Origin of the sequence: Pseudomonas sp. Ant30-3 (assembly GCF_000690905.1) — a bacterium.
Taxonomy (GTDB): domain Bacteria; phylum Pseudomonadota; class Gammaproteobacteria; order Pseudomonadales; family Pseudomonadaceae; genus Aquipseudomonas.
On record NZ_JMCL01000079.1, the window covers coordinates 1 to 23,837 of the forward strand.

The window sequence follows — 23,837 nt, forward strand, 5'->3', positions numbered from 1 at the left end:
GGTGTGCAGATCAACCGCCTCTGCCTGCACGTGTTCAATCGTCGAACCCTCGACAGCGCCCTGCGCCCGCGCGTCAGCCAGACGCTGCTGCACGTACAGGCCGAAAATCCCTCGTGGCGGAAACAGTTCACTGACCGGCACGTGTTGCTCATCGGATTGCGGCCAGCCGCCGGCGGCAATGTAGGCGGTGAGCCATTGCGTGAGGTCATCGGGGTTGTCGGGGTCGACGCTCATCCGCGCCGCGTTGCCATTGAGCGTATGGCCGAGTTCGACCGCACTGTACGCTTCGCCCCGACCGAGTTCGGCGCGGGGTTCGATCACCAGCACCGAGCGCTTGCCCGGCAGGCGCGACAGCTGCGCCGCGAGCATGGCGCCGCTGAGGCCACCGCCGATGATCAGGATGTCTGCGTGGCGAATGGCGGCTGGCTCCGATGCGCTGTCGATTTTGCTCATGCCGCTCTCACTGGTCAGGGTTCGCCAAAAAAAGTTCTGCAGACCACCAGAACACTAAATCACCACATTGCGCACAAACTGCACCGCCACCGGCCCATCATTGCGATAAGCATGCGGCTGGTTGCTGGCAAACATATAAAACTCGCCGGCCGCAATTTCGTACGGCGTGTCCCCTAACAACAGTGTCAGGCAACCTGCAAATACGTAGATCTGTTCACTCCAGCCTTCGGCATCGGCTTGCGACGGGTAGACTTCGCCCGGTTGAAGGCACCATTCCCATTGCTCGACTTCTCGGGTCGCGGTGGCTTTGGAGAGCAGCACGGCTTTGCTGCCGGTAATCTTACCGGCCCAGGCGACCTCATTGATGCGGCTCGGATCGCGGGCGTCGGGCGCCTGGATCAAATCGCTGAATGCGACGTCCAGCGCTTCCGCCACACGGTCGAGGGTGGTCAGGCTGACGTTCTTCTCGCCGGCTTCGATAGCCACCAGCATGCGGCGGCTGACCCCGGACTTTTCTGCGAGCGCGGTCTGACTCATGTCGGCCGCATGGCGCAGACGTCGAACGTTAAGGCTGACGTGCTGCAGGACTGAGGCTCGTTGGCTGGAATCTTTGTGCACTATATTGCTCACTGGATGGGGTTGGGCAGTATACTGCGCACCATTCGGCGCATTGTGCGTCGCCCACAGGTAGCGCGCAAGGTTATGACGTCGTTGAACTCCTCTCCTCGTTTCACTCGCTTGAGTAAAGCTGAATGCGTGCTGGTCGTCATCACGATGGTCTGGGGTGGCACGTTCCTGCTGGTGCAACACGCGATGACGGTCAGCGGGCCGATGTTTTTTGTCGGCCTGCGATTCGCAGCGGCGGCGTTGATCGTTGCGCTGTTCTCCTGGCGTCATCTGCGCGACCTGACGCTATTCGAACTCAGAGCGGGCGCGTTTATCGGCGTCGCGATCATGCTCGGTTATGGCCTGCAGACGGTCGGCTTGCAGAGCATTCCCAGCAGCCAGTCGGCATTCATTACCGCGCTGTACGTGCCGTTCGTGCCGCTGCTGCAATGGTTGGTACTGGGCCGGCGCCCGGGGCTGATGCCGAGCATCGGCATCATGCTGGCGTTCACCGGGCTGATGCTGGTGTCCGGGCCGGCGGGCGCGTCGTTCAATTTCAGCCCGGGTGAAATCGTCACGCTGATCAGCGCGGTGGCGATCGCGGCAGAGATCATTTTGATCAGCGCCTACGCCGGCCAGGTCGATGTGCGCCGGGTGACAGTGGTGCAATTGGCAACCACGTCGGTGCTGGCGTTCCTGATGGTGGTGCCGACCCAGGAAGTGATCCCGGATTTTTCGTGGTTCCTGCTGGGCAGCGCGCTCGGCCTCGGTGCCGCCAGTGCGGCGATTCAAGTGGCGATGAACTGGGCGCAGAAAAGCGTTTCGCCGACCCGGGCGACGTTGATTTACGCCGGTGAGCCGGTGTGGGCCGGGATCGTCGGGCGTCTTGCAGGGGAGCGTTTGCCGGCGATCGCATTGCTCGGCGCGGGGCTGATTGTGGCGGCGGTGATTGTCAGTGAGTTGAAGACCAAGGGTAAAAAGGTTGAGGCTAATGAAGCGCTAGAGCAGGAAACCCAAGGTTAAGCATCAAGATTTGCAGCAACCGCAAGGCCTCTCGCTAAGCTCGATACAGACCTTTGAAACAATGAAATACAGGAATTTTCCGGCTACCTTGTAGGATTCTGCGACAGCTTGACGTTTGGTGATCCGGGGACTGGCACGTATGATGCTTCACAAACTTCCGCAGATTAGAAGCCTATGTCCCTGATAGTTCTACTGCTTCTGCCCTTTGTCGGCAGCTGTTTGGCAGCCCTGCTGCCGCACAACGCGCGTAACACCGAATCCCTGCTGGCTGGCCTGGTGGCCTTGATAGGCACCATCCAGGTGGCGCTGCTGTACCCGCAGATCGCCGATGGCGGGGTCATTCGTGAAGAATTTTTCTGGTTGCCCAGCCTCGGCTTGAACTTCGTGCTGCGCATGGACGGGTTCGCCTGGCTGTTCTCCATGCTGGTGCTGGGCATCGGCACGCTGGTGTCGCTGTACGCCCGTTACTACATGTCGCCGGACGATCCGGTACCGCGATTCTTCGCCTTTTTCCTGGCGTTCATGGGCGCCATGCTCGGCCTGGTCATTTCCGGCAACCTGATTCAGATCGTGTTTTTCTGGGAGCTGACCAGCCTCTTCTCATTCCTGTTGATCGGTTATTGGCATCACCGCGCCGACGCGCGACGCGGTGCCTACATGGCATTGATGGTCACGGGCGCGGGCGGGTTGTGCCTGCTGGCGGGGGTCATGCTGCTCGGCCATGTCGTCGGCAGCTATGACCTGGACAAGGTCCTGGCCGCCGGTGAGCTGATTCGCGCACATGCCCTCTACCCTGTCCTGCTTCCTCTGATTCTGATCGGCGCCCTCAGTAAAAGCGCGCAATTCCCTTTCCACTTCTGGCTGCCCCACGCGATGGCCGCGCCGACACCGGTGTCGGCGTATCTGCACTCGGCGACGATGGTCAAGGCCGGGGTCTTTCTGCTGGCACGGTTGTGGCCTTCGCTGTCGGGCAGTGAAGAATGGTTTTATATCGTCAGCGGCGCCGGTGCCTGTACGCTGTTGCTCGGCGCGTACTGCGCGATGTTCCAGAATGACCTTAAAGGGCTGCTGGCCTACTCGACCATCAGTCACCTCGGGTTGATCACTTTGCTGCTCGGGCTGAACAGCCCCCTGGCCGCAGTGGCCGCCGTATTCCATATTCTCAATCACGCCACGTTCAAGGCTTCGCTGTTCATGGCAGCGGGGATCATCGACCACGAAAGCGGTACCCGTGACATTCGCAAACTCAGCGGGCTGATCAAACTGATCCCGTTCACCGCAACCCTGGCCATGGTTGCCAGCGCCTCGATGGCGGGCGTGCCGTTGCTGAACGGCTTTCTCTCCAAGGAAATGTTCTTCGCGGAAACCGTGTTTATCAATGCGACCGCCTGGATCGAACTGACCTTGCCGATCGTCGCAACCATCGCCGGGATCTTCAGCGTCGCCTACTCGTTGCGGTTCACCGTCGACGTGTTCTTCGGCCCCACGGCCACCAACCTGCCGCACACCCCGCACGAACCACCACGCTGGATGCGCGCGCCGGTCGAGTTGCTGGTGTTCGCCTGCCTGGTGGTCGGGATTTTCCCCTCACAAGTGGTCGGCCCGCTGCTGTCCGCCGCTGCCCTGCCGGTGGTAGGCGGCACGTTGCCGGAATACAGCCTGGCGATCTGGCACGGCTGGAACGCGCCAATGATCATGAGCCTGGTCGCCATGTCGGGCGGCATCTTGCTCTATCTGTTGCTGCGTAAACAGCTGAAACGCGGGCGTTTCAAATACCCGCCCGTGGTGGGCCATTTTAATGGCAAGCGCATGTTCGAGCGCAGCCAGGTGGTCATGATGCGCCTGGCCCGACGTTTTGAACGGCGGATGAGCACAAGGCGCTTGCAAACCCAATTGTTCCTTATGGTGGTTGCGGCCGTACTGGCCGGGTTGATCCCGATGCTGCACAGCCAGTTGAGCTGGGGCGACCGGCCGAAGATCCCGGGTTCGATCGTGTTCGTGACCCTCTGGGTGCTGGCGATTGCCTGCGCACTGGGCGCGGCGTGGCAAGCCAAATATCACCGGCTCGCGGCCCTGACCATGGTCAGCGTCTGCGGCCTGATGACGTGTATTACCTTCGTCTGGTTCTCGGCGCCAGACCTGGCGCTGACACAACTGGTGGTCGAAGTGGTGACCACCGTGCTGATCCTGCTCGGCTTGCGCTGGTTGCCGCGGCGGATCGAAGAGGTCACGCCGCTGCCGAGCACCTTGCGCAAGGCGCGCATCCGTCGTCTGCGGGACCTGCTGCTGTCGATTGCAGTCGGTGCCGGCATGGCTCTGCTGTCGTACGCAATGCTCACGCGCCAGACGCCCAACGATATTTCGTCGTTCTACCTCAGCCGCGCCTTGCCTGAAGGTGGCGGCAGCAACGTGGTCAACGTGATGCTGGTAGATTTCCGTGGCTTCGACACCCTCGGCGAAATCACCGTGCTGGCGGCCGTTGCCCTGACCATTTTCGCCCTGCTGCGACGCTTCCGCCCGCCCAAGGAAAGCCTGCAACTGCCGACCCAACAGCGCTTGCTGGCGCCCGACGTGGCGACCGATCTGGTCAACCCGCGTTCGGCCAGCGACACCGCACTGGGCTTCATGATGGTTCCAGCGGTGCTGGTGCGCCTGCTGTTGCCGATCGCGCTGGTGGTGTCTGCCTACCTGTTCATGCGCGGCCACAATCAGCCCGGCGGTGGTTTTGTCGCGGGGCTGGTGATGTCGGTGGCGTTCATCCTGCAGTACATGGTCGCGGGCACTCAGTGGGTCGAAGCGCAAATGAATCTGCGTCCCTTGCGCTGGATGGGCACCGGTTTGCTGTCCGCAACGGTCACCGGCCTCGGGGCAATGGCCGTGGGTTACCCGTTCCTGACCACTCACACCTGGCACCTGAGCGTGCCGCTGCTTGGCGAAATTCACATCGCCAGCGCGCTGTTCTTCGACGTCGGCGTGTACTCGGTGGTGGTCGGTTCGACGCTGCTGATCCTGACGGCCATCGCTCACCAATCCGTTCGCGGCCACAAAAACGCGACCCTGCCTAAATCCGTCGCCACCAAAGGAGCCGTCTGATGGAAGAAGTCATCGCGATCGCCATCGGCGTTCTGGCCGCGTCCGGCGTCTGGCTGATCCTGCGCCCCCGAACGTTTCAAGTGGTCATGGGCCTGTGTCTGCTGTCCTACGGCGTCAACCTGTTCATCTTCAGCATGGGCAGCCTGTTTATCGGCAAGGAGCCGATCATCAAGGACGGCGTGCCGCAGGATCTTCTGCATTACACCGATCCGTTGCCCCAGGCTTTGGTGCTGACCGCTATTGTCATCAGCTTCGCCATGACGGCGTTGTTTCTCGTTGTGCTGCTGGCCTCGCGGGGCCTGACGGGTACCGACCATGTGGATGGCCGGGAGCCTAAAGAATGAATGCAATGGCACACCTGATTGCTGCTCCGATTCTGCTGCCGCTGCTGACGGCCGCCGTGATGCTGCTGCTGGGCGAGAAACACCGGCCGCTGAAGGCTCGAATCAACCTGCTGTCCAGCCTGATCGGGTTGGGCATTTCCGTGATGTTGCTGTTGTGGACGCAATCAAGCGGCCTGCCCGGCTCGATAGGCGTCTACCTGCCGGGCAACTGGCAAGTGCCTTTCGGGATTGTGCTGGTGGTCGATCAGTTGTCGGCGATGATGCTGGTGCTGACCGGCATCATCGGTGTCTGCGCCCTGCTGTTTGCAATGGCCCGCTGGGACGGCGCCGGTTCGAGTTTTCACGCGCTGTTTCAGATTCAGTTGATGGGCCTGTACGGGGCCTTCCTGACTGCCGACCTGTTCAACCTGTTCGTGTTTTTCGAAGTGCTGCTCGCCGCGTCGTACGGCCTGATGCTGCACGGTTCGGGCCGCGCGCGGGTGTCGTCAGGTTTGCATTACATCTCGATCAACCTGCTGGCGTCGTCATTGTTCCTGATCGGCGCGGCACTGATCTACGGCGTCACCGGGACGCTGAACATGGCCGATCTGGCGCTTAAAATCCCGTTGGTGCCGCAAGCCGATCGCGGCTTGTTGCACGCTGGCGCGGGGATTCTCGCCGTGGCATTTCTGGCCAAGGCCGGGATGTGGCCGCTGAATTTCTGGCTCGCACCCGCTTATTCTGCGGCCAGCGCCCCCGTGGCGGCGATGTTCGCGATCATGACCAAAGTCGGCGTCTACACCTTGCTGCGCTTGTGGACACTGCTATTCTCCGGAGAGGCCGGTGCGTCGGCGTATTTTGGCGGCGACTGGCTGATTTATGGCGGCATGGCGACCATCGTTTGCGCTGCCGTCGCGATCCTCGCTGCGCAGCGTCTGGAGCGCATGGCCAGTTTGAGCATCCTGGTGTCAGCGGGGATTCTGCTGTCGGCGATCGGTTTCGCCCAGCCGAACCTGATCGGCGCTGCGCTGTTTTATCTGGTCAGTTCGACCCTGGCGCTGAGTGCGCTGTTCCTGCTGGCCGAGCTGATCGAGCGTTCACGTTCAGCCAACGAGATGCCCCTGTACGACGACGGCGACCTGATCGCGCGGCCGATGGAGTCCTTGCAACCGCCCAAGGGCATCAACCTCGATGACGAACAAAAAGCCGTGGTCGGTCAAGTGATCCCGTGGACCATGGCCTTTCTCGGTTTGAGTTTCATTGCCTGTGCCTTGCTGATCATCGGCATGCCGCCACTGTCCGGCTTCATCGGCAAAGTCAACCTGCTGAGCGCCCTGCTCAACCCGATGGGCCTGGGCAATGGCGCAGACGAGCCGGTGTCGAATGCGGCGTGGGGGTTGCTGGCGTTGTTGATCCTGTCCGGCCTGGCGTCCCTGATCGCGTTTTCGCGAGTCGGCATCCAGCGTTTCTGGACGCCGGAAGAACGGCCGTCGCCAGCGTTGCGCCTGTTTGAATGCCTGCCGATCATCGCACTGCTGGGTTTGAGCGTTGCGCTGACTTTCAAGGCCGAACCGCTGCTGCGGTACTCCCAGTCTGCCGCGCAAGCCTTGAACAACCCGCAGCAATACGTGATCGCGGTCATGGGCACGCGCGCCGTGCCCAGCCCCGAAGCCAGAGCGGCGTTGGTGGAGGAGTTGCCATGAAGCGTCTGTTTCCCGCGCCGTGGCTGTCGTTGGCGCTGTGGCTGCTGTGGTTGCTGCTGAACCTGTCGCTGAGCCCCGGCCATCTGCTGCTGGGCGCCGTGCTGGGGTTGTGCGCGCCGGTGATGATGCGCAAGTTGCGGCCACTGCCGACGCGCATTCGTCGACCCGGCGTGATCGTGCGGCTGTTTTTTTTAGTGCTTTGCGATGTGGTGAAGTCCAACCTCGCCGTGGCTTGGAGCGTCCTCAATGACCGTCGCCGACCGCCGCGCTCGGCATTCATCAAAGTGCCGCTGGACCTGCACGATGCCAACGGTTTGGCAGCACTGGCGATGATCTGCACGGTGGTGCCCGGCACGGTCTGGTCGGAACTGGCGCTGGACCGCAGCATTTTATTGCTGCACGTGTTCGATCTTGAAGATGAAGCGGTGTTCATCCAGCACTTCAAGGACACCTACGAGCGCCCATTGATGGAGATCTTCGAATGAGCCCGCTGCTGTCGAATGCGATCCTGTTGAGCCTGTTCATCTTTTCGCTGGCAATGGTGCTGACCCTGGCGCGCCTGTTCAAAGGCCCATCGGCGCAGGATCGGGTGCTGGCCCTGGATTATCTGTACATCGTCGCGATGCTGATGATGCTGACCCTGGGTATCCGTTATGCCAGTGATACGTACTTTGAAGCGGCGCTGCTGATCGCGCTGTTCGGCTTCGTGGGCTCGTTTGCCCTGGCGAAATTCCTGCTGCGTGGCGAGGTGATCGAGTGAACGCTGAACTGTCTATGTGGGTAGAAGTGTCGGTGGCGATCCTGCTGGTGCTCAGCAGCCTGTTCGCGCTACTGGGTGCTGTCGGCCTTTTAAGACTGAAGGACTTTTTTCAACGCATGCATCCACCCGCGCTTGCCACAACGCTGGGCGCGTGGTGTGTGGCGCTGGCGTCAATCATCTACTTTTCCGCGCTGAAGTCTGCACCTGTCCTGCATGCCTGGCTGATTCCGATCCTGCTGGCGATTACCGTGCCGGTGACCACTCTGTTGCTGGCGCGGGCGGCACTGTTTCGCAAGCGCATGGCCGGGGATGATGTGCCGGCCGAAGTGAGCAGTCGGCACACGGAAGGTCGGAGTTAGATTCGCCGGACGCGGGCTATATACGCGGGTCGCGCGTGGCTGCTGCCTTCCGCTGGCACTTGCGGCACCGCGGAAATGGCCGCCCACCGGCCGCCCAGCGCCCATTACACATGGATCAGCCAGATCGTCGCGAAAATCGACACCAGCCACTGAGCCAACAAGAACGTCATGGTCAAAAATCCCGAAAAAGGATTTGAACAATCATCCTAGTTGGCATTTCTCGAAGTGCACGGCGCAGGTGTGGCTTTGAAAGCATCGCGAGCAAGCTTTGCTCCCACAGTTACGGGTTACACCCGCCCCGGCCATTTATTTGAGCCCAGCCGACACCTTGTCCGCCACATCCTTCGGCAACCAGGCCTGCCAGACGTCTGGATGAGCCTTCATGAACGCTTCCGCAGCCTGACGCGGTGGCGTGTGTTTTTCGCTCATGTCCGCCAACGCCTTGTTCAGAGGATCGATCGGGAAATCGACCTTGCTGAAAAACTCGGCGATCTGCGGATACTCTTTCTGGAATGGCGTGGACACGCCAATGGACAGCTTCGAGGCCAGTGAGCGGGTCGGTTTCGGATTGGGATTATCAGCGTCGGTCAAGGTCTTCCAGGCCTCGGCATCGAACGCCGGCTCTTCCAGCTGAATCAGCTTGAAGCGGCCAAGCAACGGAGTCGGCGACCAGTAGTAGAACAATATCGGTTTGCCACGGCGGATCGATGAACTGATCTCTGCATCCAGCGCAGCGCCGGAGCCACTGCGGAAGTTCACATAGCTGTCGTCGAGGCCATAGGCTTTGAGTTTCTGCTTGTTGACGACTTCGGAAGTCCAGCCGATCGGGCTGTTGAGGAAGCGGCCTTTGCCCGGTGATTCCGGGTCGCTGAAGACGCTTTTGTAACGGGGCAGATCGGTCACACTGCGCAAGTCGGGCGCCATCGGTTTGATGCCCCTGGCCGGATCGCCCTTGATGACATATTCGGGCACCCACCAGCCCTCGGTCGCGCCTTTGACGGTATCGCCGAGACCAACGACCTTGCCCTCTGCTTCTGCCTTCACCCAGACCGGGCTGCGACCAGCCCATTCTTCGCCGATCACCTGTATATCGTTGTTGGCCAGTGCGGTTTCCAGCGTGATGGTGGTTCCCGGCAGCGTATCAGTCGGCAGACCGTAGCCCTTCTCGACAATGATGCGCAGGATATCGGTGATCAGGCTGCCGCTCTCCCAGTTCAGATCGGCAAAGTGGATCGGCGCTTGGGCGGCGAAGACCGGGGTGGGCGACACCAGCAAACCGAAAGTGGCCAACGTAGCGGCCAGCAGCCGTCGAAATCCGTTCATGCTTTGCACCTCGTGCTGTTCACAGCAATAGCAGGATGGCCTGACGAAGACCGCAAGCCTCAGAATACTCAGTCAACTGACTGTAGTAGAGGTTCCTGCTTTCGAGGGGGGCGGATTATTTTCCGCACGTTTCCTGCAGTCGCGCCAGTTCTCGGCGAACCATGCTGGCGTATTCCGCCGGCTGCAACGTGTAGATCTGCGAGGCAACCCACCCAAGCCACGCGCCCTGCAGCACTACTTTCTGACTGAACAGACGCTGGGCTTCCGCTTGAGCGGTGGCCAGGTTTTGCAGATGAAAATCGGCGCGAGTCAGCGGCATTACTCGCTGGCCTTGAAGGTGATGAGCTCGCCTTTACGCCACTTGGCAGCCTTGGCTGTCACTGCTTTGAGTGTCTTGGTCAAGCCTTCCTGCAATTGCTGGTGAGCAGCGAACACCATCACCACGCTGTGGCCTTCCTTGAAAATCACCGCCTCGCCGTCGGCCGTGGTGACAAAGGCATAGTCGCCCAGCCCGTACACGGTCATTTTGATTTCGCGGAAGCGGATTTCCAGTTTGCCGCCTTCGCGACTTGGCAGCACGGCGGCGCTGAAATGATCGCCAACCTTGAGTTTCAGTCCGGGTTTGTCGTCCACCACCAAAGCGGACTCAGTGTCGAGTTCGGCAATGTAAATGCCTTCGGCGTTCTGTTCGGTGACGTAAACAAAACGCGACTGGAATTGTTTAACCAGCTTCGCTCGCAGATCACCCAGCACGAACAAAGCATGCATATCGAGATTACTTACTGCCAAGGAAACATCCCCACATCTGAAAATGATGCCGCACGCAGAAGAACGCACAGCAGAAAAAAGCGGCAATGCCGATGGTGTCGCCAAATGACCCGGTTGGCGTCCCGAGAGGAGCTGAGCGCTCATTCGTCGCGAAGTGCGTGAAGACTAATGGAAAGTCTTGCACGTCGTCTCGCCAGGCCTTCGCCAAAAGCTGAAGGAAAAAGCCCTGTTGGTTGCCAGAAAAAAACGGATTACAGATCTTAGGGAAAAGGCGCTTCGAAAAAGGCACTTTTCTTACATATCGGCGGCAAAAAATTGCTTTAGATGTGATCAATCGCCAACCAGTGAGGGTGATTCTAGAGCAGCGATGCTCCCGCAGACTACTCAAAACTACGTACACACGTCGGCAAAACACCGAAAAGGACTTCCTATGAGCACCCTGACCCACTACGTTCCGACCCATGCGACACCTATGCGCAACGTTTCGACACTGCATCCCGCGTTATTCGGCGATGCAGCCGGGCCCGAGGAACGGCAGACCATTCCGCGTTTTCAAGTGATATTGGCCGGCAATTCCTTCTTCCATATCAAGGAAATCTCCACAGGCCATGTAAGAGGATTCCGCAGCAACCACAATGAAGCGTGCGCCCTCGCCCGGGCACTTGAATGGCGCATGAATAGCTCCGCCACCTCGTTTCAATGACGCTTCGTCATGCCGACGACTTATCTCAGCCGTCGGCATGCAACTACTGCCATACTGCGCGACCAATGAATCCGTTCCCGGGCCGGGCGGCTTTCTACACAACAGACAAATTCCAAGGGAAGGCTGCTAAGTGACGGAATTTGATATCGGTGAATTTTTTATCCGGGGCGAAGCCAGAGAAGTCGATGGCGAATTCCAGGCAGTCATTGTAATGCGCGCCAAACCACCACTGACAGCTGTGACTTATCATCAAGTCGAAAAAGACCGCTGGTTCAAGACGTCGGAAGGTGCGGCCGTTGCTGCAGCGGATTCGGCAAAAGAACTCAAGGACGCCGTCGATGCAGGGGCTTTGAAAGCCTAAAGAGGTGGAGTTTATTCGAAGCGGCCGAATGGCTGAACCCTGGACAGAAAAAAGGCGTGTCAACCGCAAGGGTTACACGCCTTTTTCAACAGAAATTTCAGATCAATTTGCGTTTGACTGCTTCATCCAGCGTGCTCTGGGTAAGGTGTTTGAGTAGGCCGTCGCCGCGTTCATTGAACGGTAGCCCAACGATTAACAGAACCTGCATCCAGGTGCGGGTGCTCTCCTGCTTGACGATTTTTCCGAGCAACTTGCCGTCCTGATCCTTGAACAGCGTTTCCAGCGTGTAAGTGTTGCTGAAGGTCGTTGGAATCACGAAGAGTGTAAAACCGGTCAAAAAGGCACTGGCCAGATTGCCCTGCTCGTTGTTGGTCAAGGTGCTGGTCACATACAGATTCGATTCGACTTTGTCGGTGGTGACGTTTTTAAACTGGCCAGACTCCTTGAAGGTGTCGAGCATGCTCTTTTCCACCAGCGCCGCGTTGCCGCCGCCACCCGCCAGTTCACCGTTGAACTGCTGTTGTGTGGTGACGTGCAGGTAGGCTGTCGGTTTGTCCTGTCGGGCCTGGGCCGGCGGCCACTGTTCGACCGCTGCCAGCTCGTGCTTGGAATAAGAGATGCAGCCGGTCAGGGTACTGCTGACCAGTAACAAGATCAGCAAAAAGTACTTATTCATGGGCGGCGAGTTCCCTGGACGTTGTCTGCAATTGTGGCGTGGCAGTGGCCAGCAATTGGGCGATCAGTTCGCGCAATTGAGTACCGCCCAGTCGTGGATTCAAGTAATCGGCGTTCCACAGACCGACATTCTTGTCGAGCTTGACCTGCTCGACCGACTTCGCCAGTTGCTTGCCGTGGCGGTCTTCGATGATCAGTTCGCCGGCCAGGTCGTACTTGTCGACATAGATAGGGCCATCGACCCAGATCCAGATGGTCAATGTGAGCAAAGCACCGGGGATGTACGCCGGGTGCATGGTGCGTTTGCCAGCGAGCGACGTCAGGTTGAACCTGAGCACCACATCGTCTTCACCCGCCTTGGCCGGGAATACGACGACTCGCTTGAAATAGTCGCTCTTGTCGACGTAGGTACTGATCTGCTCGGTCAATTGCCGGCTGCCGTTGGCGCGTGCACTCTCGTCCAGCTTGGGTGCTGAGATCACCACATCGCGGATTTCGGCACTGCGGTCAAGCGTCGATGACGCGGGCTGCAAGGGCTCGCCGATGGGGCCCAGCGGTGTGAACGACACACAACCGGTCAATGACAGGCCAAGCGCGATGGCCATCAGATACATAAGACGCTTCACTGCTTACATCCTTTTCATGCGGGATCGGAGATGCGTCGGCTCGAAAGAATTCGCGCAAGGAGTGGCCGGATCGGCGCTGCAAGGCCGGAAACCAGAAGGTGTGTCGCCTACATCCATGTACGGACTTTTCGCATGGCGGCTCTATGACGCCAAAAACGCGACGGCATCGTAATCGCACGAATGATGTTAATCAATAGCCTATTGCCATCATTGTGCGGAATTCGCTGGAAGCGTTCCAACCCGTTCGAACTCTTGGCGCACCTTTCCCTCAGATGCAATGACACTGCATTTGTCGATCGCGTATTTGATGCGACCGGAACATTCTGAGGAGATAAATATGGATCTGCCCGCACACGATCTGGAAACCCTGTTCGCTCAACTGGGCTTGCCGACTGAAGGGAGCGCCATTGATGACTTCATCGAAGCACATCAACTGGAGCCAGAGACTAAAGTGTCAGAAGCGGATTTCTGGGAACCGCACCAAACCCAACTTCTCAAGGAATGGTTACTGGCCGACGGCGAAGAAGCCATGATGGTCGACGAGTTGAACGTACGTTTGCACAACGGCAAATAACATCCTTTGTAGGAGCTGGCTTGCCAGCGATGGAGGCATCACCTTCACCGCAGCCATCGCCAGCAAGCCGGCTCCTACGGATTTGTGTCGTACCAAAACGTCTCATGCATCCCACGCCTCAACACCGAAAAGCAGCCACGCATCAACGTGGGTTTTCCGGCTTGTACCCCAACCGCAGACCGCCCCAATGCCGGCCCTTCACCATGATTGGCACGGACAAGTCGTGCATCAATTCTCCGGTGTCCCGAGTGTAAGTCTGCAGCAGCACCGCCTGCTGATGACTGCCGCAACGAATGCCCGTGCGGTCGGCGAATTTTCGTTTGGTGCGGTTCTGCAAGGTATCAACCTGCACATCGCCGGTCAGCGGCTGGCTGAATACCTTGTTGTGCGTCGGCACATAACCTTGCTGCGTGCAGGCAATCGCAAATACCAGGCCCTCATGGCGCGGCAACAAAGGTTCCTGAATGGCCGGCAGAACCTGGTCGGTGTAACGATCAAAACGCGTCTGAAATTTCGCCGGGCTGGTGTTGGGAATTGCCTGGTAATTGCGATCAAACAAGTCGTCGAGGCTGACCCGGCCTTCGTCGATATCCGTTTCAAAGCGTCCCGCGATCTGATTGGCCCCTTCGAGGGCCAGGTCATAAATGCGCTGGTGGTAATCATCCAGACCGACTTCGGCGAGGCGTTCGCTGATGGTTTCAGCCTGCCCTTCCATCTGCACCGCCGCCTCGGCGAGGCGCTGAGTTTGCTGATCGCTGATCGCCAGGTCGCTGCGCATCTGCTCGATGGCGTGGAACAGGCTGTCGAGTTGCTCGCGATTGGTGTTGGCGCCCTCGGCGATTTCGCTGACCTGACGTTCAACCCCCGCCGCCAGACGGGCGATGTTTTGCAGATGCGAACCGGTGCGTTCGACCTGCTCGACACCGATGTCGAGGTCGCTGGACAGCTGGCGAATCTGCTCGACGACTTGTGCCGTGCGCCGTTGGATATCGGCGACCATCTCACCGACCTCACCTGTCGCAGTCGCCGTACGCGCGGCCAGTCCACGAACCTCATCGGCCACCACCGCAAAACCACGGCCGTGCTCCCCTGCCCTTGCAGCCTCGATGGCCGCGTTCAACGCAAGCAAATTGGTCTGGCTGGCGATGGATTGAATCACCAGCGTGACGCGCTGGATATCGTCGCTGCGCACACTGAGCGCTTCGATCAGTTCGCGGCTGCTATTGGCACGTTCGCTGAGCTGATGCATGCGCGTGATCGACTCGTTCAACTCGGCGCTGCCGGCCGCGCTACTTTCATGCGCTTCGCTCGCCGCACTGAGTGCATCGCGGCTGAGGGTCGAGGTGGCTTGTTCGGTGGCGATCATCACTTCGGCGTTACTGACAATTCGCGCCGCCGCGCCGAGTTGCGATTGCAGCTTGTCGGCCAGTTGCCGGACCGAGAATGCGACGCCGGCGGCTGACAGTGCGTTGTGACTGGTAGTGTAGGAAAGATCACGCGTCAGCTCGGCCATCGCGCTCGCGCCACCGTCGGAAGTTTCCTCGGGAACCGCCCGCGCGCGCAGTCGGGGCAGCCAGACGACCATGACCGCCACTGGCAGCCCAACGTAAAGTGGCCAGCTACCCAGCGTCAGGCCGCACACCAACAGCATCAGGGCGATGCTTTGCAGCGTCGGTGACAGCCAGCGGGTTTTCGCGGCAGGCAGTGGTGCAGGCACGGCCTTAGCCAGAGATCCGTCTCTCGTCATTTCGTCACCCCACGTCGTTTGTAATTGTTGTCTGCGCATTAAACGCCACTACAACGCCATTATCTATGGTCCGTTAGTCGTGGGCCTTGCAGCAGATCAACAAATACAGACGACACTTTTCTGCAGACGAAAAAAAGCATCGCGGGCAAGCCTGACTCCGTCAAGAGTAAGGCTTGCCCGCGATGCGGGGCGTTACGAAATCAGGCCTGACGCTGGTGCTTGTCGATCTGTTCGTGACGCTCTTGAGCTTCGATGCAGTATTTGGTGGTCGGGCTGATCAGCAGACGCTTGAGGCCAATGGCCTCGCCGCTGTCGTCGCACCAGCCAAAACTGTCTTCCTTGATGCGCTCGAGCGCCTGTTCCAACTGAGGCAGCATACGCTGATCGCGATCGATCGCGTTTACCAGCCAGGTGCGCTCTTCTTCAACAGAAGCAGCGTCAGCCGGATCGGCCGGGGTGTCCAGGCTCTCGATGGCGATGCGATTCTGTTCGATGCGCTCGTGGGTTTCGACTTTCATGTTCTTCAACAGCTCGGAGAAAAAAGCATGTTGCTCGGCATTCATGTAGTCATCCGCCGGCATGGCCAGCAACTTGTCCTTTGTCATTGATATCTCTATAAAAAAACGTGCATTAAGGCGAATTAGGGAGCGATCCGGCAGACCAGGTCTGGCCAGCGGAAAGGCGCCATTTATTCCAAGCGCCACCCGGCACTCAATTTACGAGGGGCGGCAGTCTAAGGCCGAGTCGAGGCCCCAGCAACTGAAAACTCAGCGAATTTGGCCGACAAAGCCCGGAAACTGCTCTATGGCAACCGTTGCGGTGATTATCGGAGTGCGTTTATAGCAAGAAATTCAACTGAGCGGCTGTATATAGAAGACAAACGGCTCGGCGTGATGAGGTATCGGCGGCGATGGTCGATGGATGAACCGAAAAACAGATCTGACTGACCAGCCATAAAAAAACCGCTTCCACCAAAGGCGGAAGCGGCGGAGGCATAAGCCTCAGAACAATTTTATGTCAGCAACGCAATCAGGATGATGATCGGGATCGGGATGCCCAGGAACAGCAGCAGTAATGAGCGCATGGGAGTACTCCTTATTAACGAACTTGAGTTGGGGTCACGTAGGCATCGGTTTCGAGGTACTCAACGGCATCCCGACGACGACCACCAAAGGTTGCAGCGAAGCTGGCGAAGAAAGCACCAATCAGCAGTGCGACGAACATCCACAGCGCGGTCATGGCAGCGACTTTAGCGGCGGTGTCGGCAGCTTCCTTGGCAGCCTGCTTGGCGTCAGCAATGGCTTTCTGGGTCCGTGCATACACTTCATCGACACGACGTTCAGCATCGGCCTGGCTCAGGTTGGTCCGTTGAGCAACCAGTTGCGCCAGGTAGGTGCGATCTTCTGCAGACAATTGACCCTCGCTGAGGCCGCGCGCAAAGATGCGGGTCACGGTGCTGCGGGCAGCGTCATCGCTGACAGCGACTGGACGATCATCACGGAACAGGCTGTCGACGAAGTAGCCGTACTGATCGCTGTCGGTATTGCTGGCAGCTGTACCGGCTGCTTGCGTCGCTGCACTCGCTGCGCCGCCCACTGCACTGGCGCCGGCTTGCACGCCACCGCTGACGATGCTGCTGACCGAACCGACCACCAGGGTCGCAGTCACCAGCGTGGCAACACACCAGGCCAGGAAGCCATGTGCGGTGTCCCGGAAGTAGACTTCATCACCGTGCATGTTGGCCCACTTCACACGCAGACGACCGGCGATGTAACCGCCCAGACCGGATGCGACGATTTGTGTAAATGCCAGCCAGATAATGGTTGAGATGCCCAGGCCTTTGGCGCTGACGCCTTCATTGGCCCAAGGAGAAACTGCCGAGAAGCCCAGACCGAAGCCGAGCAACACCAGGATCAACGACAACGCCGCCGCAGCTGCGGCCCCTGCGAAAATCGCGCCCCAGGAAACGCCTGATCTGGCGTTCGATTCTTCTGCGGCAGGATAGAAACCATCCGAGGATCTAATCATTGTTTTTTCGCTCCAGGCAGGAAAGATGCTGTTACATGTTGTTGAAAGAGTGATTGCAGTCAGCGTGCCAATTTGGTGCGACTAATAACTCGTTTATTTTCAGCAAGTTAGATATTTGGAATTTCCTTCCACCATGCAATTTGCAAGAAATGGCACTGAGTAGCGGGTTTTATGCATTGCAGAAACAGCGACATTTCATGAAGTTTTTTTCAGGAATCAAACGCAGATTTGTAGGCAAAATGTCGAGCACTGTCGTGAACCGCAAATCAGGCCACCTATGACCCGCATCTTGACCATTGAAGACGACGTTGTGACCGCCCGGGAAATTGTTGCCGAACTGAGCAGCCATGGCCTCGATGTCGACTGGGTCGACAATGGCCGCGAAGGCCTGAGACGCGCGGTCAGTGGTGACTATGACCTGATCACCCTGGATCGCATGCTGCCCGAGCTGGATGGCCTGACGATCGTCACCACCCTGCGGACCATGGGCGTGACCACGCCGATTCTAATGATCAGCGCCCTCTCCGATGTCGACGAGCGAGTACGCGGCTTGCGCGCCGGCGGTGACGACTACCTGACCAAGCCGTTCGCCACCGACGAAATGGCCGCTCGGGTCGAAGTCCTGCTGCGTCGGCAGAACAACGTCACCGCGCAAGCGACCACGTTGCGGGTCGCCGACCTGGAGCTGAACCTGATCAGTCATGAAGCCAGCCGTGCCGACCAGTTGCTCACCTTGTTGCCTACCGAATACAAACTGCTGGAGTTCCTGATGCGCAATACCGGGCAGATCCTTTCGCGGATGATGATTTTCGAGGAGGTCTGGGGCTATCACTTCGACCCTGGCACCAACCTGATCGACGTGCACATCGGCCGCCTGCGCAAGAAGATCGACCCGCCCGGCAATGTCCCACTGATCCGGACTGTGCGAGGTTCGGGTTATGTCATTGCCGAACCCCTCTAACGGCTGGCGCTCTTCCAGCAGCCGCTTGCTGGGGCTGTACAGTTCGCTGTTCGTGGTCTGGAGCGCGATCCTCATGGGGGTCATGTATTACGAGGTGTCTTCGTATCTGGACAACCTTGCCAAACATTCGCTGATGCAACGTCAGCATCTGTTTTCACGATTCTCCGGCGAGCAACTGGTTGACGCCCTCGCCGTCAGCATGACCTTCGACATTCGCGGCATCGACGCTTATGGCCTGTTCGACGCCGAGCATCGTTACCTCAGCGGCGCCTTGCGACAGATCCCCGAAGGCCTGCCCCTGGACGGCAAGATCCACATGCTCAGCGACTGCGCCGATTCCGATGACCCGACGTTGCCCAGGGACAGCTGCGACGCTGTGGCGACCCAGGCCAAAGACGGTCGCTGGCTGATTCTGATGCGCGACAACGGCTCGCTGTTTGCGGTGACCCGGATCATCCTGCACGCCTTGCTCTGGGGCATGAGCCTGACCATTGTGCCGGGCATCATCGGTTGGCACTTGCTGCGCCGCCGGCCTCTGCAGCGCATTCGCGCGATTCAGGCCAGCGCCGAAGCGATCGTTGCCGGCGACCTGACCCGACGTCTGCCGCTGTCCAACCGCCGCGACGAACTCGACATGCTCGCCGCCATCGTCAACGCCATGCTTGAACGCATCGAACGTCTGATGAATGAAGTCAAAGGTGTCTGTGACAACATCGCCCACGATTTGCGCACCCCGCTGACGCGCTTGCGCGCGCAGCTTTACCGGATTCAACAGCACGCCGAGGACGGTTCGCCGCTGGCGGTGCAACTGGACTCGGTGCTGGCTGAAGCAGACACATTGATGGCGCGCTTTCGCGGTTTGTTGCGCATTTCAGAACTGGAGGACCGGCAGCGGCGTTCCGGTTTTGTGCAGCTCGATCCGAAGCCGTTGTTGCAGGAACTGCACGACTTTTACCTGCCGCTCGCGGAAGAAGGCGAATTGGTTTTTCGTCTGCAATTGTCTGACGCGTTGCCGCCGCTGTACGGTGATCGAGCGTTGTTATTCGAGGCACTGGCGAACTTGCTCAGCAACTCGATCAAGTTCACACCGCCGGGGGGCGAGGTGATTTTGCGAGGGAGTGACGAAGGCGGGTGCACGCGAATCGAGGTGCTCGACTCCGGCCCGGGGATTGCGATGGCGGAACGTGAGGCAGTGTTCCAGCGCTTTTATCGCGCTGAAGGTGGCCATCCACAGAGCGGATTTGGCCTGGGTTTATCGATCGTTGCAGCGATTGTCAGCCTTCACGGCTTTAAGCTAGAGGTCGGCGCAAGTGAACTCGGCGGCGCGCTGTTGATGCTCGATTGCCAACAACGCCTGATCCCCCAGACCTGACCCTGTCCACTGTCCGCCGTCTGAGCAAAGCTAGCTCGCGATGGCGGTTGTACATTCACCATTGGCCTCAACATCAACATCAATATCGCCACCGCCATCGCCAGCAAGCCGGCTCCTACGGATTTGAGTCGTACCAAAACTTACAAACCACCCACAAAACCTGTAGGAGCTGGCTTGCCAGCGATAGCGTTCGGTCAGGCACGCATTGGCCAACGACCCACCGCTTTCGCGAGCAAGCTCTGCGCCTGCCGACGGTTGTGACTATCAGGCCGGGAAGTTGCCTCGAAGGGCCTCAAGCCCGCCCTGATAGATCCCGCTGAACAACGCCACCACTTCTTCTTCGCTCACGCCTTGCGGTGCAAAACGCCCCGACCAGGTCACGCGAGCGCCCTCGCCTTCAGTCTCCACCAGGATCGTCGCCAGATAATCCGTGGCCGGGAATGGTGCCTGCACAATCGAATAGCTGTACGTTTTCGCCGCGTCGTCAAAGGTGCGCAGACGTTCCACCACTTCGGCGCCATCCGCCGTACGCAGGCTGCGCACGCGCCCGCCTTCGCTCAATTCGCTCTGAGCAATGAAGGGCAGCCAGTCCGGCAGCGAATTGAAGCCGCCGATCAACTGCCACACTTTATCGGCCGAAGCCGGAATATCGATCGTCGCTGATGCAGTCGCCATACATTTTTCTCTCTCAATACTTTCTATAGATGAACTGAAAATTCAAATCGCCATGCTGTCGACGACACCGCCGTCGACCCGCAGAGCCGCGCCCGTGGTGGCCGAGGACAACGGCGAAGCAATGTACGCCACCAGATTCGCAACCTCTTCCACCTGCGCCACGCGCTGAATGATCGACGTCGGACGAGCCTTGCGCACAAACGCGTCGGCCTCCTCCTGAACGCTAAGGCCCGACGCAGCGGTAGCGCTTTTGAGCATCTGCTCCAGCCCATCGGTCAAGGTCGGTCCGGGCAGAACCGCGTTGACCGTCACACCGGTGCCGGCCAGGCGCTTGGCCAAACCATGGGACACCGCAAGGTTAGCGCTCTTGGTCACGCCATAGTTGAGCATATCGGCCGGGATTGCGATGCCGGATTCCGAGGACAGGAAGATCACCCTGCCCCACCCTTGCTTGACCATGCCCGGCGCGTAATGCCGCGACAGACGCACGCCGGAGATGACGTTGACCTCATAAAACCGCGTCCATTCACTGTCTGGCGTATCAAAGAAATCCACCTCGTTGAAGATCCCGAGGTTGTTCACCAGGATGTCGGCGCGCGGCTCGGCGGCAAACAATTGCTCGGCGCCTTCAGCGGTGCCCAGGTCAGCAGTCAAACCTCGCAGTTGTGCATCGGGAACGCTTTGACGAATGTTCGCCAGGGCCTCCTCGACCTTGGCCGCGTCGCGCCCGATCACCACCACCGCGGCGCCGGATTCGGCCAGTGCCTTGCTGATGCCCAGGCCGATACCGGCAGTGCTGCCGCTGACGATGGCGAGTTTTCCGCTCAAATCAATCTTCATGCTCATGCTCCTGTCGTCGGTAACGGCGCACGCTCGCAGACCAGTTTGGCCTCGCGCATCGCCTGCCAGAACGCCGCTGGAATGACGGCCGACAATGCCGCAACGTCTTCCGCGATCCGCCCCGGACGACTGGAGCCCGGGATCACTGCCGCCACCGCCGGGTTGGCCAACGAGAATTGCAACGCCGCTGCTTTGATATCGACGCCATGCGCCGCTGCGATGCGTTTGATCTGCTCGACCTTGCGTACAATCGCCGGGCTGGCTTGCTGATATTCGAAATGCGCACCGCCGGCAAGGATGCCCGAACTGTACGGGCCGCCGACCACGATCTCGACGCTCTGCGCCAAGGCAGCGTCCATCAACCGCTGCAGCGCGCGATCATGGTCGAGCAGCGTGTAGCGACCGGCCAGGAGAAAGCCATCCGGCTGTGCTTCGCTCAGATCAAGCGTCAACTCACAAGGCTCGACCTTGTTCACGCCCAGCCCCCAGCCCTTGATCACGCCTTCTTCGCGCAACCGGGTGAGGACTTTGAACGCGCCGGTACGCGCCTGGTTGAAATATTCCAGCCACTGATCACCATAGAAATCCTGAGCGATGTCATGCACCCAGACGATGTCCAGGCGATCGGTTTGCAGACGCTTCAAACTGTCTTCAATCGAGCGCATCGTCGCGTCGGCGCTGTAGTCGTTAACGATTTTGTTCGCACGACCGTGCTCGAACACCCCGCTCTTCTCACCCAGATCACGCGCCGCAGCGTCTTCGATTTCATCGAGGATCACCCGGCCGACTTTGCTGCTCAGCACGTAATCGTCACGGTTGTACTGAGACAACGCGGTGCCCAGGCGAATCTCGGACAGGCCCGAGCCGTAAAACGGCGCGGTGTCGAAGTAGCGCACGCCAGCATCCCAAGCGGCGTGCACGGTGGCCTGCGCTTCTTCTTCGGGAATGGCGCGGAACATGTTGCCCAATGGCGCGGTGCCAAAACCGAGTGCACCCGGCAGTTTGTCTTTCAGACTCATGATTCAATCCTCGTAATGCTCAGAGGTCGTTGATGACCATTGAGCAGATCGTAGATTGCGGTGGTCGGACCGTCCAAGACATAATCTGCAGCACTTGAGTCCCCGTAGGTCTGACATGATCGACATCCGCCAATTGCGCTATTTCGTAGCGGTCGCCGAAGAAGAACACGTCGGTCGCGCCGCCGAGCGCCTGCATATTTCCCAATCGCCGCTGAGCCGGCAGATCGCTCAGCTTGAAGAACGCCTGGGCCTGACCCTGTTCGAACGCAGCCAGCAGCGCATTCGCCTGACACGCGACGGCCAGACGTTCCTCGCCGAAACCCGTGCCCTGCTGACCCACGCCAATCGTCTGGAATCCCTCGGCAAACGCCTGGGTCGCGGGGAAGAAGGCGGTTTGTGCATCGGCTACATCGAGAACGCCATGCACGCCGGCGTCTTGCCGAATGCCTTGCGAGTGCTGCGCGCAGAGCGGCCGAGCGTGCATATCGCGCTGTACAACCTGAGCTCTGCCGAGCAGCTCGAAGGGCTGCGTCAGCGTAGTCTCGATATCGCCCTGGTCAGCGAACCACCGGTCGGTGACGACCCGGATTTGCTCGGATTTCAGGTGCTCGACGACCCGATGTTGCTGGCCCTGCCCGAGCATCATCCGCTGGCGCAGCAGCCTACACTGGCACCGGCAGATCTCGCGGAGCAGGAATGGATCGGCGTGCAGCATCGCCAGAATGCGGCCAGCCACGACGACTTCGTCAGCGCCTGCATCCGCGCCGGTTTCACCCCGGACATCCGCATGAAGGCCACTGAACCCTTTACTGCACTGGGGTTGGTGGCGTCGGGACTCGGCGTCGCGATGATCCAGAGAGGCCTGAGCCGCAACGCACCGCCGGGAGTGGTCTTGCGGGAAGTGCCGTGGATTTCCTTTACCACGCCGCTGTGGGCGGCGTGGCACCGGATCAATCTGCGGCCGTTGGTGGAGACGTTTCGCAAGGTGTTGACGGAGTAGATAGTGCTGTCCTAGCGGTCCATGGTGTGGGACTGCTTCAACGATAACGATCCGGCAAAACGTTGGTTGCGCTCGCGTATCTACCCACACATGTCGGCGCCATTGCCGGTCGATCAAGCGAGAGAAAAGCACCCGGGGCGGCTTCGCGCAAGTACACCGGCATGTCAGTTACTGGCGGCATGGCCGGTATCTCGAAATACATCTGGATCACCCAGCCACGGTGATAGCTGGCGTGATTGACGACGTGCAGGAGCATCTCGCCGGCGCTCATGGTGGCGCTTTCGCCGGAAACAAAAGTGAATTCGACCGCTTTTTCCAGCGACGCATCTGTCTGCCAGGCGGTCCATTTGCAGTACCAGTTATCGATGTCGTTTTGTGCCAGGCGTAGCTCCGGCAAATCCGGGTGCAGCAGATCGTGGGACGTCTTGAAACCGTGGCCTCGGCCGTCGAGGTGGGCCTGCCAGATGCAGTCCACGATGTAGATGTGATTGAGGGTACCAATCATGTTCTTGAACACCGAGACGCGGTCTTTATAGACCTCACCCGGCGGCAGGGCTGCCAGGCTGTCAAACAGGCGCCGGTCGGCCCAGCGTTTGTAATCAGTCAGCATGCGGGCAGTGCGTAGGTTGAGCATTGCAGTTCTCCCATGGTGATGGGCGCACTGCCAAGCATAGCCCGCGTGACGCCTGCCCGCGCAAAGGCTGATCATCGGTCGGGATCACTTGCGTGCAACGGAGGGTAGCGACCTGCCCGCCCAACTGATCTGCGGTGATGCAGTTGGCAAAATTGATTATTTATGTGGCCCGGAACTACAGACCTGCGTAATCGATCCTAGACTGTGTAAT

Annotated in this window: 27 protein-coding genes and 1 pseudogene; 13 read left to right on the forward strand and 15 right to left on the reverse strand. The window is 59.3% G+C overall.

What is annotated here, in order from left to right:
- Nucleotides 1-453, reverse strand: a 453-nt coding sequence (locus DU29_RS01000000130185; RefSeq protein WP_033050692.1) for an FAD/NAD(P)-binding protein, incomplete at its 3' end; no start/stop codon positions are given.
- A gap of 54 nt (nucleotides 454-507) precedes the next feature.
- Nucleotides 508-1,071, reverse strand: a complete 564-nt coding sequence (locus DU29_RS0118885; protein WP_028623079.1) for a helix-turn-helix domain-containing protein — start codon at nucleotides 1,069-1,071, stop codon at nucleotides 508-510.
- Between the two features lie 15 nt (nucleotides 1,072-1,086).
- Between DU29_RS0118885 and DU29_RS0118890 the strand changes: the two genes are divergently transcribed.
- From DU29_RS0118890 to DU29_RS0118920, 7 genes are all read left to right on the forward strand, one after another.
- A complete protein-coding gene (locus DU29_RS0118890; protein WP_177326973.1) occupies nucleotides 1,087-2,082 on the forward strand; it encodes a DMT family transporter in 996 nt (331 codons plus the stop codon).
- A 174-nt stretch (nucleotides 2,083-2,256) separates the two neighbouring features.
- Nucleotides 2,257-5,175 carry a monovalent cation/H+ antiporter subunit A gene (locus DU29_RS0118895; protein WP_028623081.1) on the forward strand — a complete coding sequence of 973 codons (2,919 nt, stop codon included), beginning with the start codon at nucleotides 2,257-2,259 and terminating at the stop codon, nucleotides 5,173-5,175.
- Nucleotides 5,175-5,519, forward strand: coding sequence for a Na+/H+ antiporter subunit C (locus tag DU29_RS0118900; RefSeq protein WP_007986256.1), 345 nt, complete (start codon nucleotides 5,175-5,177; stop codon nucleotides 5,517-5,519). Before DU29_RS0118895 ends, DU29_RS0118900 begins: the two co-directional genes overlap by 1 nt.
- Nucleotides 5,516-7,201: a monovalent cation/H+ antiporter subunit D gene (locus DU29_RS0118905; RefSeq protein ID WP_028623082.1), complete on the forward strand. Its 1,686-nt coding sequence runs from the start codon at nucleotides 5,516-5,518 to the stop codon at nucleotides 7,199-7,201. The genes DU29_RS0118900 and DU29_RS0118905 overlap by 4 nt, the downstream gene beginning before the upstream one ends.
- The gene (locus tag DU29_RS0118910) at nucleotides 7,198-7,686 is read left to right on the forward strand and encodes a Na+/H+ antiporter subunit E (RefSeq protein ID WP_028623083.1); all 489 of its coding nucleotides are present in this window, start codon (nucleotides 7,198-7,200) and stop codon (nucleotides 7,684-7,686) included. Before DU29_RS0118905 ends, DU29_RS0118910 begins: the two co-directional genes overlap by 4 nt.
- Nucleotides 7,683-7,961 carry a K+/H+ antiporter subunit F gene (locus DU29_RS0118915; RefSeq protein WP_028623084.1) on the forward strand — a complete coding sequence of 93 codons (279 nt, stop codon included), beginning with the start codon at nucleotides 7,683-7,685 and terminating at the stop codon, nucleotides 7,959-7,961. Before DU29_RS0118910 ends, DU29_RS0118915 begins: the two co-directional genes overlap by 4 nt.
- Nucleotides 7,958-8,320 carry a Na+/H+ antiporter subunit G gene (locus DU29_RS0118920; protein ID WP_028623085.1) on the forward strand — a complete coding sequence of 121 codons (363 nt, stop codon included), beginning with the start codon at nucleotides 7,958-7,960 and terminating at the stop codon, nucleotides 8,318-8,320. Before DU29_RS0118915 ends, DU29_RS0118920 begins: the two co-directional genes overlap by 4 nt.
- A 20-nt stretch (nucleotides 8,321-8,340) precedes the next feature.
- Here the strand turns inward: DU29_RS0118920 and DU29_RS1000000133355 are convergent.
- From DU29_RS1000000133355 to DU29_RS0118935, 4 genes and pseudogenes are all read right to left on the reverse strand, one after another.
- Nucleotides 8,341-8,490: pseudogene (locus DU29_RS1000000133355) on the reverse strand (DUF3995 domain-containing protein); the annotation flags it as partial.
- 136 nt (nucleotides 8,491-8,626) lie between these two features.
- Nucleotides 8,627-9,643, reverse strand: a complete 1,017-nt coding sequence (locus DU29_RS0118925) for an ABC transporter substrate-binding protein (RefSeq protein WP_028623086.1) — start codon at nucleotides 9,641-9,643, stop codon at nucleotides 8,627-8,629.
- 115 nt (nucleotides 9,644-9,758) lie between these two features.
- Nucleotides 9,759-9,962 (reverse strand): hypothetical protein, encoded by a 204-nt coding sequence (locus tag DU29_RS0118930; protein WP_028623087.1) that lies wholly within the window; start codon nucleotides 9,960-9,962, stop codon nucleotides 9,759-9,761.
- Entirely contained in the window at nucleotides 9,962-10,411 is a 450-nt protein-coding gene (locus tag DU29_RS0118935; RefSeq protein WP_033050693.1) for a hypothetical protein, read from the reverse strand. The genes DU29_RS0118930 and DU29_RS0118935 overlap by 1 nt, the downstream gene beginning before the upstream one ends.
- A gap of 430 nt (nucleotides 10,412-10,841) precedes the next feature.
- Between DU29_RS0118935 and DU29_RS0118940 the strand changes: the two genes are divergently transcribed.
- Together DU29_RS0118940 and DU29_RS0118945 are read left to right on the forward strand one after the other, a co-directional pair.
- On the forward strand, nucleotides 10,842-11,114 hold the full coding sequence (locus DU29_RS0118940; protein ID WP_028623089.1) for a hypothetical protein: 273 nt from the start codon (nucleotides 10,842-10,844) through the stop codon (nucleotides 11,112-11,114).
- A 130-nt stretch (nucleotides 11,115-11,244) separates the two neighbouring features.
- Nucleotides 11,245-11,475 carry a hypothetical protein gene (locus DU29_RS0118945; RefSeq protein ID WP_028623090.1) on the forward strand — a complete coding sequence of 77 codons (231 nt, stop codon included), beginning with the start codon at nucleotides 11,245-11,247 and terminating at the stop codon, nucleotides 11,473-11,475.
- A gap of 97 nt (nucleotides 11,476-11,572) precedes the next feature.
- Here the strand turns inward: DU29_RS0118945 and DU29_RS0118950 are convergent, their stop codons facing one another.
- Complete coding sequence (locus DU29_RS0118950; RefSeq protein WP_028623091.1) at nucleotides 11,573-12,151, reverse strand: hypothetical protein; 579 nt, start codon at nucleotides 12,149-12,151, stop codon at nucleotides 11,573-11,575.
- Entirely contained in the window at nucleotides 12,144-12,776 is a 633-nt protein-coding gene (locus tag DU29_RS0118955) for a hypothetical protein (RefSeq protein ID WP_028623092.1), read from the reverse strand. The genes DU29_RS0118950 and DU29_RS0118955 overlap by 8 nt, the downstream gene beginning before the upstream one ends.
- 337 nt (nucleotides 12,777-13,113) lie before the next feature.
- On the opposite strand from DU29_RS0118955, the gene DU29_RS0118960 reads away from it, so the two are divergent.
- Nucleotides 13,114-13,350 (forward strand): DUF2789 family protein, encoded by a 237-nt coding sequence (locus DU29_RS0118960; protein ID WP_028623093.1) that lies wholly within the window; start codon nucleotides 13,114-13,116, stop codon nucleotides 13,348-13,350.
- Nucleotides 13,351-13,492: 142 nt separating this feature from the next.
- Here the strand turns inward: DU29_RS0118960 and DU29_RS0118965 are convergent, their stop codons facing one another.
- The 3 genes from DU29_RS0118965 to DU29_RS0118975 form a co-directional block, all read right to left on the reverse strand.
- Nucleotides 13,493-15,136 carry a methyl-accepting chemotaxis protein gene (locus tag DU29_RS0118965; RefSeq protein WP_442961317.1) on the reverse strand — a complete coding sequence of 548 codons (1,644 nt, stop codon included), beginning with the start codon at nucleotides 15,134-15,136 and terminating at the stop codon, nucleotides 13,493-13,495.
- A 161-nt stretch (nucleotides 15,137-15,297) separates the two neighbouring features.
- Entirely contained in the window at nucleotides 15,298-15,702 is a 405-nt protein-coding gene (locus DU29_RS0118970) for a TraR/DksA family transcriptional regulator (protein ID WP_028623095.1), read from the reverse strand.
- Between the two features lie 493 nt (nucleotides 15,703-16,195).
- A complete protein-coding gene (locus tag DU29_RS0118975; protein WP_028623096.1) occupies nucleotides 16,196-17,125 on the reverse strand; it encodes a hypothetical protein in 930 nt (309 codons plus the stop codon).
- A 277-nt stretch (nucleotides 17,126-17,402) separates the two neighbouring features.
- Between DU29_RS0118975 and DU29_RS0118980 the strand changes: the two genes are divergently transcribed.
- Complete coding sequence (locus DU29_RS0118980; protein ID WP_028623097.1) at nucleotides 17,403-18,086, forward strand: response regulator transcription factor; 684 nt, start codon at nucleotides 17,403-17,405, stop codon at nucleotides 18,084-18,086.
- Complete coding sequence (locus tag DU29_RS0118985; RefSeq protein WP_028623098.1) at nucleotides 18,064-19,458, forward strand: sensor histidine kinase; 1,395 nt, start codon at nucleotides 18,064-18,066, stop codon at nucleotides 19,456-19,458. Before DU29_RS0118980 ends, DU29_RS0118985 begins: the two co-directional genes overlap by 23 nt.
- Before the next feature lie 264 nt (nucleotides 19,459-19,722).
- Here the strand turns inward: DU29_RS0118985 and DU29_RS0118990 are convergent, their stop codons facing one another.
- Genes DU29_RS0118990 through DU29_RS0119000 form a run of 3 tightly spaced genes read right to left on the reverse strand, consistent with a single transcriptional unit; the run spans nucleotide 19,723 to nucleotide 21,992 of the window.
- On the reverse strand, nucleotides 19,723-20,133 hold the full coding sequence (locus DU29_RS0118990; protein WP_028623099.1) for an SRPBCC family protein: 411 nt from the start codon (nucleotides 20,131-20,133) through the stop codon (nucleotides 19,723-19,725).
- 42 nt (nucleotides 20,134-20,175) lie between these two features.
- Nucleotides 20,176-20,973, reverse strand: a complete 798-nt coding sequence (locus DU29_RS0118995; RefSeq protein ID WP_028623100.1) for an SDR family NAD(P)-dependent oxidoreductase — start codon at nucleotides 20,971-20,973, stop codon at nucleotides 20,176-20,178.
- 2 nt (nucleotides 20,974-20,975) lie between these two features.
- Nucleotides 20,976-21,992, reverse strand: coding sequence for an aldo/keto reductase (locus tag DU29_RS0119000; RefSeq protein WP_028623101.1), 1,017 nt, complete (start codon nucleotides 21,990-21,992; stop codon nucleotides 20,976-20,978).
- A 115-nt stretch (nucleotides 21,993-22,107) separates the two neighbouring features.
- Between DU29_RS0119000 and DU29_RS0119005 the strand changes: the two genes are divergently transcribed.
- Nucleotides 22,108-22,992, forward strand: a complete 885-nt coding sequence (locus tag DU29_RS0119005) for a LysR substrate-binding domain-containing protein (RefSeq protein ID WP_028623102.1) — start codon at nucleotides 22,108-22,110, stop codon at nucleotides 22,990-22,992.
- 37 nt (nucleotides 22,993-23,029) lie between these two features.
- Here DU29_RS0119005 and DU29_RS0119010 read toward each other — a convergent pair whose 3' ends face one another.
- On the reverse strand, nucleotides 23,030-23,626 hold the full coding sequence (locus tag DU29_RS0119010) for a DinB family protein (RefSeq protein WP_028623103.1): 597 nt from the start codon (nucleotides 23,624-23,626) through the stop codon (nucleotides 23,030-23,032).
- Between the last annotated feature and the right edge of the window lie 211 nt (nucleotides 23,627-23,837).

Coding starts and splice junctions, on each gene's coding strand:
- DU29_RS0118985 (WP_028623098.1), top strand. CDS start 18,064: ATGTCATTGCCGAACCCCTCTAACGGCTGGCGCTCTTCCAGCAGCCGC.
- DU29_RS0118935 (WP_033050693.1), bottom strand. CDS start 10,411: ATGCATGCTTTGTTCGTGCTGGGTGATCTGCGAGCGAAGCTGGTTAAA.
- DU29_RS0118975 (WP_028623096.1), bottom strand. CDS start 17,125: ATGATTAGATCCTCGGATGGTTTCTATCCTGCCGCAGAAGAATCGAAC.
- DU29_RS0118970 (WP_028623095.1), bottom strand. CDS start 15,702: ATGACAAAGGACAAGTTGCTGGCCATGCCGGCGGATGACTACATGAAT.
- DU29_RS0118895 (WP_028623081.1), top strand. CDS start 2,257: ATGTCCCTGATAGTTCTACTGCTTCTGCCCTTTGTCGGCAGCTGTTTG.
- DU29_RS0118905 (WP_028623082.1), top strand. CDS start 5,516: ATGAATGCAATGGCACACCTGATTGCTGCTCCGATTCTGCTGCCGCTG.
- DU29_RS0119010 (WP_028623103.1), bottom strand. CDS start 23,626: ATGCTCAACCTACGCACTGCCCGCATGCTGACTGATTACAAACGCTGG.
- DU29_RS0118965 (WP_442961317.1), bottom strand. CDS start 15,136: ATGCGCAGACAACAATTACAAACGACGTGGGGTGACGAAATGACGAGA.
- DU29_RS0118890 (WP_177326973.1), top strand. CDS start 1,087: ATGGGGTTGGGCAGTATACTGCGCACCATTCGGCGCATTGTGCGTCGC.
- DU29_RS0119005 (WP_028623102.1), top strand. CDS start 22,108: ATGATCGACATCCGCCAATTGCGCTATTTCGTAGCGGTCGCCGAAGAA.
- DU29_RS0118990 (WP_028623099.1), bottom strand. CDS start 20,133: ATGGCGACTGCATCAGCGACGATCGATATTCCGGCTTCGGCCGATAAA.
- DU29_RS0118910 (WP_028623083.1), top strand. CDS start 7,198: ATGAAGCGTCTGTTTCCCGCGCCGTGGCTGTCGTTGGCGCTGTGGCTG.
- DU29_RS0118980 (WP_028623097.1), top strand. CDS start 17,403: ATGACCCGCATCTTGACCATTGAAGACGACGTTGTGACCGCCCGGGAA.
- DU29_RS0118940 (WP_028623089.1), top strand. CDS start 10,842: ATGAGCACCCTGACCCACTACGTTCCGACCCATGCGACACCTATGCGC.
- DU29_RS0118995 (WP_028623100.1), bottom strand. CDS start 20,973: ATGAAGATTGATTTGAGCGGAAAACTCGCCATCGTCAGCGGCAGCACT.
- DU29_RS0118915 (WP_028623084.1), top strand. CDS start 7,683: ATGAGCCCGCTGCTGTCGAATGCGATCCTGTTGAGCCTGTTCATCTTT.
- DU29_RS0118960 (WP_028623093.1), top strand. CDS start 13,114: ATGGATCTGCCCGCACACGATCTGGAAACCCTGTTCGCTCAACTGGGC.
- DU29_RS0118925 (WP_028623086.1), bottom strand. CDS start 9,643: ATGAACGGATTTCGACGGCTGCTGGCCGCTACGTTGGCCACTTTCGGT.
- DU29_RS0118900 (WP_007986256.1), top strand. CDS start 5,175: ATGGAAGAAGTCATCGCGATCGCCATCGGCGTTCTGGCCGCGTCCGGC.
- DU29_RS0118930 (WP_028623087.1), bottom strand. CDS start 9,962: ATGCCGCTGACTCGCGCCGATTTTCATCTGCAAAACCTGGCCACCGCT.
- DU29_RS0119000 (WP_028623101.1), bottom strand. CDS start 21,992: ATGAGTCTGAAAGACAAACTGCCGGGTGCACTCGGTTTTGGCACCGCG.
- DU29_RS0118950 (WP_028623091.1), bottom strand. CDS start 12,151: ATGAATAAGTACTTTTTGCTGATCTTGTTACTGGTCAGCAGTACCCTG.